This window comes from Stenotrophomonas sp. CCNWLW162 (assembly GCF_037203745.1).
Classification (GTDB): domain Bacteria; phylum Pseudomonadota; class Gammaproteobacteria; order Xanthomonadales; family Xanthomonadaceae; genus Stenotrophomonas; species Stenotrophomonas maltophilia_AQ.
This window is the reverse complement of sequence record NZ_JBBCBL010000001.1, coordinates 516,127-532,440: the sequence shown is the minus strand read 5'-3', so window position 1 is coordinate 532,440 and position 16,314 is coordinate 516,127. Positions and strand designations below refer to the sequence as shown.

General features: G+C 60.6%; 13 protein-coding genes. 8 read left to right on the top strand and 5 right to left on the bottom strand.

Annotation, left to right across the window (positions count from 1 at the left end):
- Window positions 1-31 precede the first annotated feature (31 nt).
- Window positions 32-364 carry a winged helix-turn-helix transcriptional regulator gene (locus V9K93_RS02520; RefSeq protein WP_100434268.1) on the bottom strand — a complete coding sequence of 111 codons (333 nt, stop codon included), beginning with the start codon at window positions 362-364 and terminating at the stop codon, window positions 32-34.
- A 62-nt stretch (window positions 365-426) separates the two neighbouring features.
- Between V9K93_RS02520 and V9K93_RS02515 the strand changes: the two genes are divergently transcribed.
- From V9K93_RS02515 to V9K93_RS02490, 6 genes are all read left to right on the top strand, one after another.
- Window positions 427-1,470, top strand: a complete 1,044-nt coding sequence (locus V9K93_RS02515) for an NADPH:quinone reductase (RefSeq protein ID WP_337302024.1) — start codon at window positions 427-429, stop codon at window positions 1,468-1,470.
- A gap of 208 nt (window positions 1,471-1,678) precedes the next feature.
- Window positions 1,679-2,128, top strand: a complete 450-nt coding sequence (locus tag V9K93_RS02510) for a BLUF domain-containing protein (RefSeq protein WP_100434270.1) — start codon at window positions 1,679-1,681, stop codon at window positions 2,126-2,128.
- 148 nt (window positions 2,129-2,276) lie between these two features.
- A complete protein-coding gene (locus V9K93_RS02505) occupies window positions 2,277-2,816 on the top strand; it encodes a DUF6624 domain-containing protein (RefSeq protein ID WP_337302023.1) in 540 nt (179 codons plus the stop codon).
- A 509-nt stretch (window positions 2,817-3,325) separates the two neighbouring features.
- Window positions 3,326-4,969, top strand: a complete 1,644-nt coding sequence (locus V9K93_RS02500) for a DUF6119 family protein (RefSeq protein ID WP_265951444.1) — start codon at window positions 3,326-3,328, stop codon at window positions 4,967-4,969.
- Between the two features lie 65 nt (window positions 4,970-5,034).
- Window positions 5,035-5,769: a uracil-DNA glycosylase family protein gene (locus tag V9K93_RS02495; RefSeq protein WP_265951443.1), complete on the top strand. Its 735-nt coding sequence runs from the start codon at window positions 5,035-5,037 to the stop codon at window positions 5,767-5,769.
- Between the two features lie 975 nt (window positions 5,770-6,744).
- The gene (locus V9K93_RS02490) at window positions 6,745-7,206 is read left to right on the top strand and encodes a hypothetical protein (protein WP_265951442.1); all 462 of its coding nucleotides are present in this window, start codon (window positions 6,745-6,747) and stop codon (window positions 7,204-7,206) included.
- 80 nt (window positions 7,207-7,286) lie between these two features.
- Here V9K93_RS02490 and V9K93_RS02485 read toward each other — a convergent pair whose 3' ends face one another.
- The 4 genes from V9K93_RS02485 to V9K93_RS02470 all read right to left on the bottom strand — a co-directional run bounded on the left by V9K93_RS02485 (window position 7,287) and on the right by V9K93_RS02470 (window position 14,184).
- The gene (locus V9K93_RS02485; RefSeq protein WP_337302022.1) at window positions 7,287-9,467 is read right to left on the bottom strand and encodes a DEAD/DEAH box helicase; all 2,181 of its coding nucleotides are present in this window, start codon (window positions 9,465-9,467) and stop codon (window positions 7,287-7,289) included.
- Window positions 9,468-9,469: 2 nt separating this feature from the next.
- Complete coding sequence (locus tag V9K93_RS02480; RefSeq protein ID WP_337302021.1) at window positions 9,470-10,768, bottom strand: ATP-binding protein; 1,299 nt, start codon at window positions 10,766-10,768, stop codon at window positions 9,470-9,472.
- Window positions 10,765-13,728, bottom strand: coding sequence for a tellurite resistance TerB family protein (locus tag V9K93_RS02475; protein WP_337302020.1), 2,964 nt, complete (start codon window positions 13,726-13,728; stop codon window positions 10,765-10,767). The genes V9K93_RS02480 and V9K93_RS02475 overlap by 4 nt, the downstream gene beginning before the upstream one ends.
- 189 nt (window positions 13,729-13,917) lie before the next feature.
- Entirely contained in the window at window positions 13,918-14,184 is a 267-nt protein-coding gene (locus tag V9K93_RS02470) for a hypothetical protein (protein ID WP_088100477.1), read from the bottom strand.
- A 258-nt stretch (window positions 14,185-14,442) separates the two neighbouring features.
- On the opposite strand from V9K93_RS02470, the gene mobQ reads away from it, so the two are divergent.
- Both mobQ and V9K93_RS02460 read left to right on the top strand, forming a co-directional pair.
- Window positions 14,443-15,966, top strand: coding sequence for a MobQ family relaxase (gene mobQ, locus V9K93_RS02465; RefSeq protein WP_088100476.1), 1,524 nt, complete (start codon window positions 14,443-14,445; stop codon window positions 15,964-15,966).
- A gap of 100 nt (window positions 15,967-16,066) precedes the next feature.
- Window positions 16,067-16,246: a hypothetical protein gene (locus tag V9K93_RS02460; RefSeq protein WP_088100475.1), complete on the top strand. Its 180-nt coding sequence runs from the start codon at window positions 16,067-16,069 to the stop codon at window positions 16,244-16,246.
- Window positions 16,247-16,314 lie beyond the last annotated feature (68 nt).

Sequence of the window (16,314 nt, the reverse complement as noted above, 5' to 3'; positions counted from 1 at the left end):
GAGCACATTGCGAACCGCGATCCCAACAGGGCTAGTCGTTCCTGCTGGCCAGATAGTGCTCCCCCCAGGACTTCATTGCTTCCAGCGTCGGTGCCAGCGTGGTGCCTAGCGCCGTCAACGTGTATTCAACGCGTGGTGGAACTTCTGCGAACACTTCGCGTCGAACGATGCCGCTTGCCTCAAGCTCGCGCAGCTGCAAGGTCAGCGAGCGCTGGGTCACTCCGCCGATCAGTTTTCGCAGTTCCCCAAACCGTTTGGTTCCGCTCAGCAGGTAGTGAACGATCAACGGCTTCCACTTGCCACCCGCGATGTCCACGGTGATTTCTACGGCACATCGGTACTCGGGAGGGGCGCTACGGGGCATGACTGCTCCAATGGGATACTTTGTATCCCTATATATACAAAGTGTGCCTAGTTGTAAAACGGATGCTTGCCTCCGATAGTGCTGACCCCGAAGGAGTCCCTTCGCAATCAGAGAGAAAGCCCGTGAGAGCTGCGTACTACGACCGCCAGGGCCCGGCCGATGTGGTGCTTCGTGTCGCCGAGCTGCCGACCCCGCAACCCGGGCCAGGCGAAGTTCGGGTTCGGGTCCACATGTCGGGGCTGAATCCCACAGACCTCAAGGCCCGCACAGGGTTCTCTTCGCCGATGCCGTTTCCACGCATCATTCCCCACCAAGACGGGGCGGGTGTGATCGATGCGGTTGGCGACGCGGACGAGGTGGGCCGTCTAGGGCAACGGGTCTGGATCTATGAAGCCCAGCATGGCCGGGCGAGCGGGACGGCAGCAGCGTTCGTGGTGGTGCCATCAGGGCATGCCGTGCCGCTGCCTGACGATGTCTCTTTCGAGGTGGGTGCATCCCTGGGCATCCCGGCACTGACAGCCCATCGCTGCCTCTTCGCCGATGGCGCCATCGACGGCCGAAGGGTGTTGGTGCAAGGCGGGGCGGGCGTGGTCGGCACCGCCGCCATCCTTCTGGCGAAGTGGGCGGGAGCCTGGGTCGCGGCAACGGTGATGAATCCCGAGCAGGCAATCATTGCCCGGGCGGCCGGAGCAGATCTGGTGCTGGACCGTCTGAACGACGATGTCGCCGGCGCGATTCAAGCGACTACCCGGAATGCGGGCGTGGACCGCATCGTAGACGTCAATGTGAAGGCAAACCTCGATCTTGACCTCGCATGCCTCGCTTCTGGTGGGGTTATCAGCGCTTATGCAACCGTAGGGGCAACCGATGCGCTTTCACTGCCGCTGTTGCGTGCGATGGTGCACGGTTGCGTGCTCCGCTTCGTGTACATCTATTCGGTCCCTCAAGAAGCGAAAGACAACGCGATCAGGGACATCAACGCATGCCTTGCCAGCGGCGCCTATTCGCCCCATGTCGGCCTTAAGGTGGGGCTGGAGAAGATCGCCGAAGCGCACGGGGCACTTGAAGCGGGATCTGTCATGGGTAAAGTCCTCATCGCCATTTGAGCCAAGCCCTCGCCGGTGCATATGCGGGTCGGCTTCTGGCCGGAAGCGGACCTTGACCCGATGATTCAGAATGGCTAAAAAGGCTCCACGCCGTCCTGGGCTTTTGTGAATCAGTCAGGATTGGCGTCGCACTTCCCACTGCTGCGCCAACCTTGCTGATTCAGTTTTGGTAACTTCTTCTGCTGATGGGGGCGACAAGGAGCAGTGGGTGCCAATTCGGGCGGTGGCGTATGTGAGTGAAGCTTCGGATCTTCTGACTGGAGACAAGCTGGGGCTGCAAGGTTCGAAGCTGGACGATCTGGTGGATGACGCTGCGCGCTTCAACCGCGACGCGGGCGTCAGCGGGGTGTTGCTCTTCGACGGTGCCAGGTTTCTCCAATACCTAGAGGGCCCGGCGGATGGGCTCGACGTTGCCTTCTCCCGCGTGCTCGGGGCCTCGAGCCACCTCCATCTGATTGAGTTGCAACGGGGCGCTGTGGCAGACCGGCGTCTGCCCTATTGGCCGATGAGGTGGCTACCCGTTGAAACGGACGAACTGAGCCGGGTGGCGGCCAGCGACTGGACCGCGTTCAAGGTACGGGGAGATGGCGAAGCACTCAACGCGACGGCAATTGACCGTCTGCTGTTCCTGGTCAGCCGGCGAGCGCTTGTCGACTAACAGGCGCACTGATGGCCGGAGCCCCGGGCTCCCGCGAACCTGTACTGTTTAATTTCTACAAGCTAACAACTCTCTCTGGGATGTTAGTTTAGTTCTGTACGGCTGTTAAACGGCGTGGTCAGTTGATGGCTGAGAAACCACTTGGGAGGTGGAGCTGTGGCGCAACGACTCGGTCCATTTGTTAGTGATTGCGATCCTCTTCGCGCCGCTGGGAGCCAGCGGTGGGACGCCCACTGACCCCGAGCTGCGCGGTGAGCTACTGCGGATGAAGGATGCCGATCAGGCGGTGCGGGACCTCCCGCTGACCACCGAGGGTGAGGAGAGGGTGCTCAGTGCCGTCGATGCGGTGCACAGCGCTCGGCTGAAGGCCGTTGTTGCGGCCCATGGCTGGCCGACCGTGGCGCAGGTGGGCCAGGACGGGGCGGACGCGGCTTGGCTGCTGGCCCAGCATGCCGACAAGGACCCGGCGTTCCAGCGCTCAGTTGCGGAAGCCATGGAGCCCTTGGTAGCCCCTGGGCAGATCAAAGCGTCCAATTACGCCTACCTTTGGGACCGCACCCACGACCCCCAGCGCTATGGAACGCAGGGGCGTTGTGCGGATAAGGGGCGTTGGGTGCCCCGCACGGTCGAGGCACCTGAGAAACTTGAGGAGCGTCGTGCTCAAATGGGCCTGACGCCTATGGCGTAGTATCAAGCGATGGTCTCCAAGCACTGCGAGCAGTTTGGGCGTTAAGATCGAATCAGCAGCTGCTGCGCTGCACGGGGAAAGGCAGGGGTGAGGCCGGTTCTCCGGCATGCGGTGTTGAGAGTCACAAGCAGTCCCGGCGGGCGGCAGACGCCATGGCGGAGATTCAGCGCGGGATTGCGAGGTCCGCCAGCAGGTTGACGTGGGTCGTGGTTGGGGACTTGTCCCGTGTCGAGGTGTCAGTGCGTGCCTTGGGGCTGGGAGAGGTGATCGTGATTGATTCGCAAGGTGCGCCCCTGCAAAACGGGAAGCCCCGGTCGGGCGGGAGTGGAGTGAACTAGGCGTGGCAATGGGGTCTAGATTGCTTGCAAAGCTCTCAGGTAAGAGGATTTGTGTGTAATGCGTCTTAAGTGTTCCGGCGGGCGAATGGGCTGATCTAAGTAATCAGTGACATTGGTCGCCTGGCCACGAGTGGTGGCACGAAAGTCGAATTGTTTGTCCAAGGGAGGGGTATGAACAATTACACGGTCTACTTGCTGCGTGAGGACATCAAGACGGACTGCGATGCGATCGCCGTCCAGGTCGCTGGCATTCCTATAGTCGATGGTGCGTCCCACTACGGGACACTGTTCGTAAAGCCGACGGCACCACGGGAGCCGAAGTGGTCTCCTTTGTTCACGCCCTTTGTGGACAAGAAGAAGCTTGGATATGTCCAGTCCTCCGCAGCGGTCCTCATCGTCCCCGTGGACAAGCGCCTTTTCGCCGTTACGTTTGGTCAAGGAAGACATCTACTAAAGCCCGAGGCTTTTGAAGAGCGGTTTGGGCTGCTCGTAACACTGAACTCCGTGCGGCAGGATGCTCTCCGTAGTGTGGATAAGCGCGCCTTCGTGGATGACCAAAACAGCCGTGTGCAAACCAGTCAGGCATCTGCTGCGTTGGAGTTCGGCATCGATATCGAACGCGACCTTATTCGGGGCATTGTTGGCTATCCCGATGCGCCTGAGATGGGGCGCCGGTTGTCCGGATCGGATGCCCTCAACTTCACCAGCAAAGCGGATATCCCGGAGCTGAAAAGGCAGCTGCGCCGCTATCTTCGGGCCTACTCTTCCACCGATTACAAAGAGAAGTTTCCTTGGGTTGATCAGGTTCGCCAGCTAAGGCCCAAGGGTCAACGTGCAGTCGAGCTAGATGCCCTGCTGGTGGAGAAGCTAAAGATCGCTTGGCAGCAAGGCGGGCGGGTTGAGGGCTGTTGGCTTGCTATTCCTGATGTGGTGGACTGGACCCGCATCGCAGGCTTCAAGTTCACCCGCAAGAAGAACGAAGGCATGTCTTCGGATCTCCACCTGCCTGGCCTCGTACAAGCATATCCAGACGCAGAACCGAGCATTGAGTTCTTGCGATCCCGGCAGGCATTCGCGGTGGATGAGGAGCAATGGACCGTAGAGGACTGGCAAATCTACCGCTGCATCCACTGTGAGCTGGAGGATGGTGGGAAATCTTACGTCCTCTCCGCAGGGAACTGGTTTGAGGTCCATGATGATTTTGCCGCAAGCATCGAAGAATTCTATGCGAACATCGCGAAGTTTCCCTTAGAGCTGCCGATCTACAACCACGACGATGAGGCGGCTTACAACCAGGCCCTTGTAGACGAGGGCAATGGAGCCTGGTGTTTGATGGACCGCAAGCTTCTCAATGTGGGCGGGGTGCACGACAAGGTTGAGTTCTGCGATGTCTATGGGGCTAAGACTCTCTTGCACATAAAGCACTACGGTAGCTCCAGCGTGCTCGGGCACCTGTTCAATCAGGGGTTGGTGTCAGCCGAGTTGCTTAAGTCAGACAAGAGCTTCGTGCAACTCGCCAACGAGAAGATCGATCCGGCTCATGCGCTTGACCTTCCGTTTGACGTCCCGCGTGACGTCACAGATTACAAGGTGGTGTTCGGTGTAATAAGCCAGTCTGAAGCGCCAGGACTGCATCTGCCATTTTTCGCCAAGGTCGTGCTCAAGTCTGTATGCACGCGCATCCTCGAGCGTGGCTTTGGAGAGGTCATGCTTGCCAAGATCTCCGTCGATCAAGACAAAGTTAAGGTGAAGAAACTGCCGCCAGGTAAGAAGCCAGCGAAGCGCGGGCAAAGGATGGCACGGGGCGGCCACTGAGTCGCTTCAGCTGCCAGTGTTGCCCTGTTCGGGCCTATTCGGAGTGCATTGTTCGAGGAGCGATTATGACCAGGGGAAACCAAGCTGTGCAGAGGTATGCCGGCCCACCTGAAACGAATCTCGAGGGCCATCAATGGCCCGATGAAGTCCGTTTCATCCCGTATTGGGGTGACCTCTACTGGGGCGGGCTGGGTGGCCGGCGGGTGCTCTTGCTTGGCGAGTCGCACTATCGGAGGGAGGGGGCGAGCGATTCGCTGGAAGTGACCCGTCCTTTCACTCAAGACCATTTCCGAGAGATGGCCTTGCCCGCCCGGAACGGTCGCGACGGACCCTTCTTCAAGGCGCTCGATCTGATCCTCACCGGGCGGCAGGACTTCCGACTCCAAGACGCCGCCGAGACTTGGAGACGCGTGGCATTTCTGAACCTTTCCCAGGCGTTCGCAGGTTCCCAGGCAAATCACCGGCCGCGAAATCAGGCGCTGCGCGACGGCGGGGACGTATTGGTTCGACACATTCTGCCGGCGCTTCGGCCGGATGTGGTGCTGGTGCTCGGTCGCACCGCTTGGCGGTTCTTTCGTCACGGCGAACCGCGACCGGGCTTGGAGCCCTTCATCGCCCAACAGGTGAATCGAGGGGCGGGCAAGCGACGCTACATTGAATCTCGGGAAGTCTGGTCGCTGGACTACACGGGAGGGTCTGTCCTGATGACGTGGGTCTACCATCCATCGTGGAACGTGGATACGTGGCAGGATCGGGCGCGTGCGCTGCGCCACCTCATCTCACTTGCGAAACAGAACTGAGGCTGTCGGGCCTCTCTGGGCAGAATAGGGAAGGGCAGACAAAGGAAATCTCGAATGAGTTATTTAATCTCGTTAGGGTGTATTGACAGTTGTGGTGCGATGTTGCAGCTTTGTGTGGCTGTTCCCTCTTAATGAAGGAGTCAAGTTATGTCGATTAAGCCTGGCCCGAAGCCAATAGCTCCGTCTACCGGAGAACCGGATAAGCGTCGACGGGATAACAAGGATACCCCAGGGAATACTCCGGGCTTGAAGCCTCACAAGCATAAGCCCGGCAAATGACTTAAAGCGGAGCTGTTCTTGGGGCAAGAAAGCAACAGGACAGAAACGTGACAAAAAGGCCGACGCCGCTGTGGCGTCGGCTTTTATCAGTGCGGCCGGGTTCGTCGAACTGGATAGCCGAGCTGATCAGAGCTGCGCGGCGATCTCTCCGTGCAAAGGACGCCATTAGGTGGTCCGAGCCTTCTGGTGATCGACGAGGGCTTGGAGAGGGCGCTCAGTGGCACTGACACGGTGCACGCCACTGATGCGGCAAAAAAAGATGCGCGAGTGGGGACGCTAGTCTGTTGGTGTGTGAGCTCCGAGCCCGGCACCAGGTAGAGGCGCGCCGGAACCTAAGCTGGTGGCGAGCGGGACGAAAGGGCCGTCTGGGTCTTCGTGGAAGGGACTGATACGTTCCGGCGAACGGCTAGGGAAGTGCAGCGATGGGCGTGGCATTGTGCGGCGAAGTCCTGGAGGAGACGCAGCCTTTCAGCGTCCGGCTCCTAGGGTCATCCTTGAAGGTACTAAATTTTCTCCGACACCCGCCGCTCTGTTAGAAATGGGCATAGACTTTCAACGACGCTGAAGGCTCCTTGCAGCCCCCGAGTAGGCACGCTGGGGGCTGGCATAGTTGTGGCCAAGCATTGCACGGATCGAACTCTGACCCGGAGCATCGGGTGCCCATAGCCCACCCACACTCTATGAATGAGACAAACTATGGAAAACTGGCTGGCACAGGGGCTCGCTGTTTTTGTCATCTCGAGCATCGTTACGTCACTAGCGAAATGGGCCTATGCCAAGGCCGGCTTTTGGAATGAGAAGTTAGGTCTTGCTATGAACAGGGCCGAGCTGAGGAAGGTTCAGCACCTAGCTTCGGACAGGTCGAATCTCCTGCAATTCTTGCTGACCCAGCTTCTGTGGTGCTTCTGCTTCCTGGCAATTGCCGCGATGGTTGCGCCATTGGCCTATTCGACCGGCGGGCTTCACTGGTTGGGTGTGATCGTCACAATTGGGGCTCTTGCGATCTACGGTTGCGTGATCTTTCCGTTAGGTATGATTGTTCGCATTCGCAAGGGTGATTCGTATATTCAGCGCCAGATAGCGCGGATTGAGCGTGGCGAAAAATTCTTTGAGACAAGAAGGTCGAGTCGTAGGTCATCAGATGACTCCACAAGCTAGTCTCTGAGCCGGCCTAACAACGGAAGGGCGCGTGCGGGGCGAGTAGGCGCCAATGCGGAAGCTTCGCTAGAACTGGAACACTATCCGAACCTAAGAGCGAGCCAAGCGGTAGCCTCTTCCAGGTTCAGCTTTAACGATGCATAGGAGCGTCGCAAAAGGCGTGGAGGAAGGAGGCCGTCCCACTTCTGCGTGACCAAGTTGTTTGCAGAGTGAAGAAGCGTCTCTGGCGATGGCAATGGCATCTTTGCCACCCGCCCGAGCACCTTGATCACATCATCGAGACTCCTAGCCCCCTTGGAGATTTCCACGCCCAGCCTACCGGCCTGAGAAATGAATCCCTGAGCGTTTAGGAGGCAGGCGATGGCTTCATTCGAAGAGTCTCCCAGCCACGTCAGCAGCAAGGCATCGCTGCCCTGGTCGAGGAGAACCTTCCCGTCCAGGCTCAATTGACGGTAGGCGCTCTGCGCCTCCTGCAGGAAGCGAGAGGCAGTGGGATCCAAGAAGTCTGGTTTGATCTCTTGCTGATACAGTCCACGCATCTTTTGACGGACCTGGGTGTGGATCTGCCCGCCCGTTCCATTGAAAAGAGGTGGGGTGCCGCCCTTCGCTGCGGCCACGTAGATCGTCTTTTGGGCGTCGTCGATCTGCTCGACGAGCCAAGTGCGGCCGCCAAACAATATTCGCTGGCCGACGGTCAGCAGTTGGGAAACGGGGAGCGTGCCTAGTGCCTTTCCGGCGGCCACGATCCGGAACTCTTCGTCGACGCTGAAAGCGGCGTAGAAGGTGTAATGGTTGACCAACTTGTCGCCGACCGGGCCGTGGAGCAGCAAGCCGGAGCCATCTTGAATCAGAACCTGTTCTTGGCCAAGGTGGCGAAGCAACTCTGCGAACGCGTCTTGGGATAGGCCGTGAAACGGTCCCTGATCTGCGCAGAGCAGCTGATACGCTTGAGCTGCCTTAAGCCCGCCGTATTGGGCGATGGAAGAAAGCAACTGCTGGACGAGCGTTGAAAGGTGTAGGCCGTTGACCGAAGGCGGTTCAAACCACCTCTCCAGCAATAGCAGCACGCAAGCAGTGGACTGAACTGTGTCCAGTCGAAGCCTTGTCTTCAACGTCGACTCAGCGTCGATTGAGTCCTCGATAACGTAGCCGCGCAACACCGCTGGCTCTCCAGGGCGGCGCCCGGAGCGACCAAGGCGTTGGCGAAGGCTAGCCACGGAAGGTGGTGGGCCAATTTGCGCGATGCTCTTCACCGCTCCGATATCGATGCCCAGTTCCAGAGTGTTCGTGCAAATTGCGCTCGCTGGACGACCCTTTTGTTTCAGGGCCGCTTCCGTGTCCGAGCGTATTTCCTTGGACAGGCTCCCATGGTGTGGCCAGAACTCTCTCGGCCGGCCGTCCTGTTCGCTCAGCAGGTTGAGGAGGTGCGTGTAGCGTTCAACCTCCCTTCGGCTATTGGGGAAGATCAGGTTGTTCGTCCCTGAAAGCACCCGGTAGAGGTGCTCGGCCACCGCAGCGGGAGCCGCGGGATTCTCGTCGGATCCGCCCTCAGATGCGGGTTGCTCGTAGCCCTTGATGATCAGCTGGAGATCATTTCCAGCTGATGGGGCGTTGACCAGCGCGGGGGCAGTCCCAACACCCGGGCGTAGGAAGGCCCCGGCACTCGAAAAATCCCCCAATGTTGCCGACAGGCCCAAGCGGGGAGTCCGCCGCCGTAATAGCACGTCAATCCGGTGCATCAACGACTGAAGCTGCTTTCCGCGCTCGCTCCCAATGAACGCATGGAGTTCGTCCACGACAACGTACAGGAGTCTGGAGAACGCGGCGGCTACGGAGGTCCCGCGGTTGCAGAGCATCGCCTCCATGGACTCCGGTGTGATCAGGAGCACGCCACGGGGGTGCTTAAAGAATCGCTGCTTGGTCGAGCCCGATATGTCTCCGTGCCAAGGCCACACGGGGACTTCAAGGTCCTCGCAAAGCCGCTGCAGCCGTTCAAATTGGTCGTTGATGAGCGCCTTTAGAGGGCTGATGTAGACAATCAGGCCCTCCTCGTCGGTGTTCAGAAGGTGCGTGAGCGCAGGAAGAAAAGCGGCCTCGGTTTTTCCCGAGGCGGTGCTGGCGGCGATGATCACGTCATGGTCGGCGGTCAGGACGAGGGGAATCGCCAATTCCTGGACCTCACGCAGCGCCTCCCATTGTTCGGTCCAGAGGTAGCGCTGGATTCGAGGGTGCAGCGATTGGAAGGCGCTGGAGGCAGTCATCGTTAGAGCCTGAACGACGCCAGCTCGTCGTCCTCTTGAACGACCAATTCGCCGTCGCCCCCGTGGTCAGCTGCCACCTCGACCGATCCAATCAGGTCCTGCCAGCCCACGCCCGGGTTCTGCTCCAAGACGGCCAAGAGGTTGATAAACGCGGTGATCGTCGTGCGCGGGGTGCGGAAGAAGCTATCGCCGATTCGATTGGCGCAGTGGGTCATGAACTGGTGAATGGCATCGTCGGGCAAGAGATACTTGCCCGTGTCGCCGGCAGCGTAGACATGGCGAATCTTGGTGAGCAGGACGTAAAAATCTTCGGCCGTCAGGCTCGACAGTCGAACCACAGGGCCGCTGAAATCCACCAGTCCGTTGGTGGCAAAGGTATTCTGGGCCAGGCGGCTCTGAAGAGCTTCATAGCTGTAGACGCCGCGGCGGGTATCCATCAGGAAGTCCGGGGTGCCGCCCAGAACAAAGCCAAGGCCAACCGCAGAGCCCTGCAGGGAGTCGTTTAGCATGCGCAGGAGCTGCTCGTAGTTTGCATTCCGGGCCTGGGCGTTGGCCAATTTGTAGAGGTTGACCAGTTCGTCCAGGCAGACCAGTAGGCCGCTATAGCCCGCCAGTCGAACAAAGCGGCCCATGAGCTTGAGCTGGTCGTAGACCGATGCGTCGTTGACGATGGTTCGGACGCCCAGCGCTGCACGCGCATCCGTACGGGTGGAAAATTCGCCACGCAACCAACGAATGGCATCGGACTTGAGCTGCTCGTTGCCTTGCTCGAACCCTCTCCAATAAGCGGCGATCACGTCGGCAAAGTCATAGCCGTTCACCAGTTCGCTCAGCTGCTCGAGCTTCGCGCGAATGACCTCCTCGGTGGATACGCCTTGCGACTTGGATTCGGCCACTGCGGTCGAAATGAACTTCTCGACCACCCCGGGCAGGGCGCCTCCGTCGGGCTTGGTCCGAGTGGCCAAGTTCCGCATGAGCTCCGCGTAGAGCGACCGGGCCTGCCCCCCTGAAGCATGCAACCGCCTGTCGGGATTCAGATCCGCGCTGGCCACGACGAGCTTTCGCTCCATTGCAATGGCGCGAACGAGGTTCAAGAAAAAGGTCTTGCCTGCGCCGTACTCACCCACCACCAGGCGGAAGGACGAGCCGCCATCGGCGAGCCGATCGATGTCACTGACCAGGGTTTGCACTTCACGGGCGCGCCCGACTTGGATCAAATGCTGACCGGCGCGTGGAACGACGCCGGCGCGCAGCGACTGGATCACCGCGTCGCGGTCCCTGGAACGGATTGGGCTGCTCATTGCTCGATCTTCTCAATGAATTCGGGATTGATCTCCAACGGGTCGTCGCCGTCGGAAAATGGGATGTCGTATGCGTCGAACGACGCGTCGTTGATTTGTTCAAGCGCGCCGTCGAGCATCAGCTCCATGTCTGCCGCGCCATCTTCCAGTTCGGCACGGGTCCAAACCGGGCGCGACAGCATGAGGCGCAGCAGCGCGCTGTGTGCCTGGTCAAGCCCTAGCAACTGACCAGCACTCTCCACCTCGGCACCCACCGCTTCCGCCGGCGCGTGATCAGGGGGAGTCGCTTCCTCGTCGGTGAAAATGTTGGCGAGCAACGCGGAGACTTGGGCTGTGTCCCGCTGAAGAGCAGCGATCCGGTCGGGATCGAGTTGGAATGCGCCAGACGCAGCCTTGGGCAATGCGCTTGGGGCTTTGGACGGGCGTGGGGCATGGACGTCGCTGAACACACGAGTGGGATCCACGCCCAGCGCTTTGTAGACGCGCTCCAAGAACCGGACCTCCTCTGGAGAGACCATTCCGTCGACCTGGGCGAGGGTGGCCATGGACCCGGCGATGGCGTCCTTGATGTCCTCGCTGAGCGGATCCAGCTTCTTGCGCAACGTAGGCAAGGAAAGCGGTGCCATCGCCAAGAGATCAAGGTGCGCGCGCAGCCGCCGTCGGTCCCCCTCGCTGAGGTGCGTCCAGCTCTCGATTTCGTGTGAAAGGTGCTCAAGTTCGTGGGCGCTGAACGTGCCATCAGACTGAGCGACCGTCGAGCCGAGTTGCAGGGTCAACTGGGCCGTTTGATAGGCCTGAGCGTCCGTTCGATGGGTTTGGTCGGGAAGCAGGGCGAAGAGAACGATGGGGTCGTTCTCACCAGGCACCCGCGCGCCTTCGAGCACATTGGGTTCCATGCCGACCTTAGACTGCTCCAGTGCTCGTGCGAGTTCCCGAATCCTGTCCTTGCCCAAGGTGGTTCCGACTGCCCCAAGCCTTCCCAATAGGTCAGTCAGCTTTATCGACAAATTGGCGGTTTGAACATCCGAAGCAACTTCGGCCAATGCTGTCCGCGTGGCCAGCGGCCAGATCTCTGACGGAAGCAGCAAGGTGCCCTCAATGGATTGGCGGGCCTCGGGGTTCTTGCCCACGAGCCGGCTGAAGGCTCCAAGGTCCTCCGTGCACTGAGAAACAAGTTCCTGCAGCGCCTTCAGGGGCGCTCGCAATGCGGTGACATCAGGAATGTCACCGAATGCCTTGGTGCCGGCGTCAGTTCGGTCCAGGGCCGGGTTAAAGGGGCGGTGTGTGAACTTCAGCTTGGTGCGGTTTTTTGGCAGCACCATTCCAGGGCCGAATGTTTCTTGATACCGCAGAGCGAAAAGGCGATCAAACTCTTCCGCGCAACGCGTTGCGGCCGTTCGCAGCGGAATCTCTGGATTGAGGCGCACCCAAGCCGTGGCCAGCGCGGCGGGCACGGGGATTCGATCCAAGGAGCATTGCCCCAGGGCCAAGCGGATGTAGAAAGGCAGTTCGTAAGTTCGTTCGAACGCGGGAAGCGGCGCGTTGTAAAGCTGGTCGCCTGCTTCGGTCAGAGCCATCCAGTCGAGCAGGCTGTTGACATGGCCGTGGACGTTCGGAAGCACGGCAGCATAAGCAGACGACAAACGGCGGAGCATCGCCTCGATAGCGGGCCAGTCTTGCTTGGAATCCGGATCGTTCACCGAATCCAGCAAGATGCGACGCTCCAATCCAAACAGGAACAATCGAACATACTGGATTGCGCAGCCGGGATCGGTACGGTCCGAAGCGAGCCACTTCAGATAGGCGTGGCGTTCAGCGGGTTCAAAATCTGCGTAGCCTCCCCAGTAGCGCGTCGTGGACCGGTAATCCCCGTATCGCCCAACGGCAAGAACGCCATTGACCAAGCTGGGCTCCTTCTCACGCGTGCCAGGGGTGGTCAGCCGCGGACCTGTGTAGAACAGGCCGCCCCGGATAACGATGCCCGCGATCTCGATCTCGTCCTGGGCGCCGAGCCAGCGGGTTTTGTCCCAGCCCTCGGGCGGTCGGGGCACTGTGTATTGCTTTGCCGGCTTTTCGGAGTCCATGGCCACCTGCCGGAGCTCATCGGGCAGGGAGGGAGGCGAAGCCCGCGATGGAAGCGGGGGCGGCGGCGTCATTGCACTTGCGTCGCGGGTTCCGTTCGTGTGGGGAGGGTTAGTCTGCTCTGCGGCTCTTGAGTCCGGGTACGCTCGCCCATCTATGGTGCCCGTCAAGGTCTCTCCCGAGGTTGTGTCCGCGTTTGTGGCGGACCGGATCAGAGGCTCGACCAGCTCATCTTGCGAAGTCGCAGCCAAGCGCTGGGTCACGGCAAGTTTCGCCGCAGCGAGGTTGCCTGGGCGCGCGCGCTCAATGCGTTCCTCGTCAGGTTGGTAGGGGTAGGGGGTAGAAGGGTTTGCGGAGCCCACGGCCGTCAGCACCCGTGCGGCGGACTCGATGGCGAGGCGCATGCTCACCGCGGCTTTGACGTCTTCCAAATTGCCAGGACGGGGCGGCGATAGAGTCTCTGGGCGCGCTCTGCTCGGGGCCTGCGCCGAGGTCAGCGCCGAGCGACCCTCAGAGCCAACCGGGTGCGCATTTTCTGACACGGCAGCGCCGACCGATCCCGAGGAGGTGCCCGATTCAATATTCGGGGGTCTCGCCGGTTGGGCAGCTTCTGGGCGGGGCTGTCTCTGTGCCGCCAGCCCAGATGGAAGAGCGGATGCCTTGATCAACTCTGCCAAGGTCGGCTCTGGAGCGGGGACCGGCTTGGCGGAAGAGGGTGTCCTTTTCGGGCGCATCGCCTGCCACTTGGCCCAGAGCCAAACGGCAGTGGCCACCGCAAGGACGATACCCAATCCGATCCAGACTTCCTTTGGCACCAATGCTATGACGACCAGGATTGCGACGATCCAGCCGCCTGCGGTTTGCTTCCTTCTCGCCATGTGGCCCCCTGCCTTTGGCGCTTCCTTTGGGGCATTGTAGCTCGCCCACTCCACGTGAGACGCGCATAGCGAGGACGGGGCGGGGCACCGGGATGGCCAGGGTTTCGCCCATTCAGTATTGGCGTCCAGGGCGCTGGAGTGTCTGCCCCTGGCCATGACGTTGATGGCCGTACGAGTGAGCAGGGGTGATCAGTGGGGCGGTGAGAGGCGTGTTTCGTTCACCGCAAGCAGGTGCCGCTGCAGGGCTGCGACTATCTCGTTGTCTGGCAGGTTCTGGGCCCCGGCCAGGAAAACGAGTTCGGCCACTTGTCGTCTGCGCTTGGCGTCGTCGCGGCGCTTGATGGCCTTCTCCCTGGCATCCTGCCGCTGATGCGCCAGAAGCTCCCTGGCTTGAAGCTGGGCCAGCCGATGGGTCGCCCTTTGGATCTGATCGCGGTAGTGATTGGTGGATGACATGATCTTCTCCTAGTGAGTCTCCCTCAGTGAAGCAATGATTTCTCATCCGTCAACTATTGATGGCGACATCGCTTTCGAACTTGAAGCAATTCAGAAAATCAGGAAAGGAAGATGCAAAAGCAAAGAGCGAAAAGCGCACTTAGGCATCACAAGTGATGCGTGCGCAAAGGGCTTCGCCCCTTGAACCCCAAGCCGCTTTGCGACTTGCCAACGGCAAATTCAAAGGCATAAAGAGTTCAAAGAACTGGAGCTCTCTGCATGGCGATCTACCACACCCGTGTCAAAACCTTCTCCCGTGCCAAAGGCCATTCGGCCGTTGCCGCTGCGGCCTACCGGGCCGGACTCTCGCTCGTCGACGAGCGCACGGGAGCGCGGCACGATTACTCTCGCAGAGGCGGAGTGGTCGAGAGCCGCTGGGTGGTGCCTTTGAAGGCGCCCGACTGGTCGCTCGACGCCGCCAAGCTCTGGCAAGCGGCCGAGGCGGCAGAGAAGCGAAAAGACGCGACCGTGGCCCGCGAGTTTGAGATCGCGCTTCCGCACGAGCTGGATGGGCCTGAGCGCTCGGCCCTTACGGCGGACATCGCCCGGGCCTTGGTTGATCGCTACGGCTTTGCAGTCCAAGCGAGCATCCACTCGCCGGGCAGCAACGACGGACTAAACTGGCACGTGCACATCCTCGCCACCACCCGGCGCTTGGATGCCGAAGGTCTTGCGGACAAAACGCGCGAGCTCGACGGTGGACCCTCTGGGCGTAGCGAAGTGGAGTGGCTCCGAGCGATGGTGGCCCAGCTGACAAACCAGCACCTGGCCGCTGCCGAGATCCCAGCGTCCGTCGATCATCGAAGTTTGGAAGCTCAAGCGGAGGACGCGCTTGAACGCGGCGACATCGTCGCAGCTGCGGTTCTCGGGCGGCGCCCAACCATCCACCTAGGCCAACAAGCCTCAGCGCTGGAACGGCGGGGAGTGGAGACCGATGTCGGGAAGGTTCTGGCCAACATTGTTGCGGACAACCAGGGTGCTGTGCATCGGGCAGCGATACGGTTTGAGAGGGCAGCGACGGATACAGACCGTGCCCACAGACATGCGTCGACGCCACCGAACTGTGTCGAGCTGGGGGCGAAATCAGGTGAAAGCTACATCGAGGACGTCAAGGGATTCGGTCGGCGAGGAGTTTTGGCCATCCGCACTCTTCCCAATGCACCCGAACCCTCGCTGCAATCCCTGATGGAGAGCGCGTGGGGACTTTGGCGTGACGTGGTGGCTGCGGGGCTTGAGGGGGCGCTTCGCTCCACACTCGTGCTTCTACGTCGCTTGGACTCGGCCATTGGCAACGGGAGCGTGGGAACAAGGGTGCGCAAGGATGTCCAGCGAACGCTGAGGGGCTTGGCCGCAGTGAGGAGACGAGCGACGGAGTGGATGCGGCGGGTGGAGGCTGAACGTCGGGCAGCATCGCTTCTGACGCGCGCCGAGAGGTCGTTGGAGGACTTCGTCGAGCAGCAGCCCCGACCAACAGGCGCTGGACTGGTGGCCTGGGCCCGGCGTCGCGGACGTCGTTTGGCAGCAATCGAGCAGCGTTTGGATGCCCTGAGAAAAGCTCGTACAAAGATCGAGGACGGTCAGGAAGAGGCCTGTGCGAATCAGCTGTCAGCCGCCGTGGCAGAGTTGGAAGCCGGCAGCAGGGGGGCCTTGGATCAGTTGGAGGATGCGCTCCACGAAACGGGAGACCCCGCAAAGCTGACTGTATCCACGCAGCAGGCCACGCCTCGGCCAAGGCTTCACTGACAGGAATGAAGAGCCCCCGCTGTGGCGGGGGGGGGGGAGTTCAATGAAGCGTTGGCCGTTTGGTCGTTGGCGGCTTGGCCGAGGGCCTGATTCCCCGCCGATGAGCGAGCAGTTGGTCCAACGGAGCCAGATCCTCTTTTACCTCGACGCGTTCCTTGGTTGTAGGAGCGGGCCGTGGGTGAAGGTGAGGCCTGTCATGAATGAGGTCGACTGGGTTTCCGCCTGCGCGCTGGCGCAAAACCTCGGCGGCGACCTCCAAGGCCACTCGAACATCTTCTGAGCGCTCGTGCTGTGTACGCTGAGCCGCTCGTTCGATGGTGCCGCTTAAAACCAGCGCGGCGATTCGGG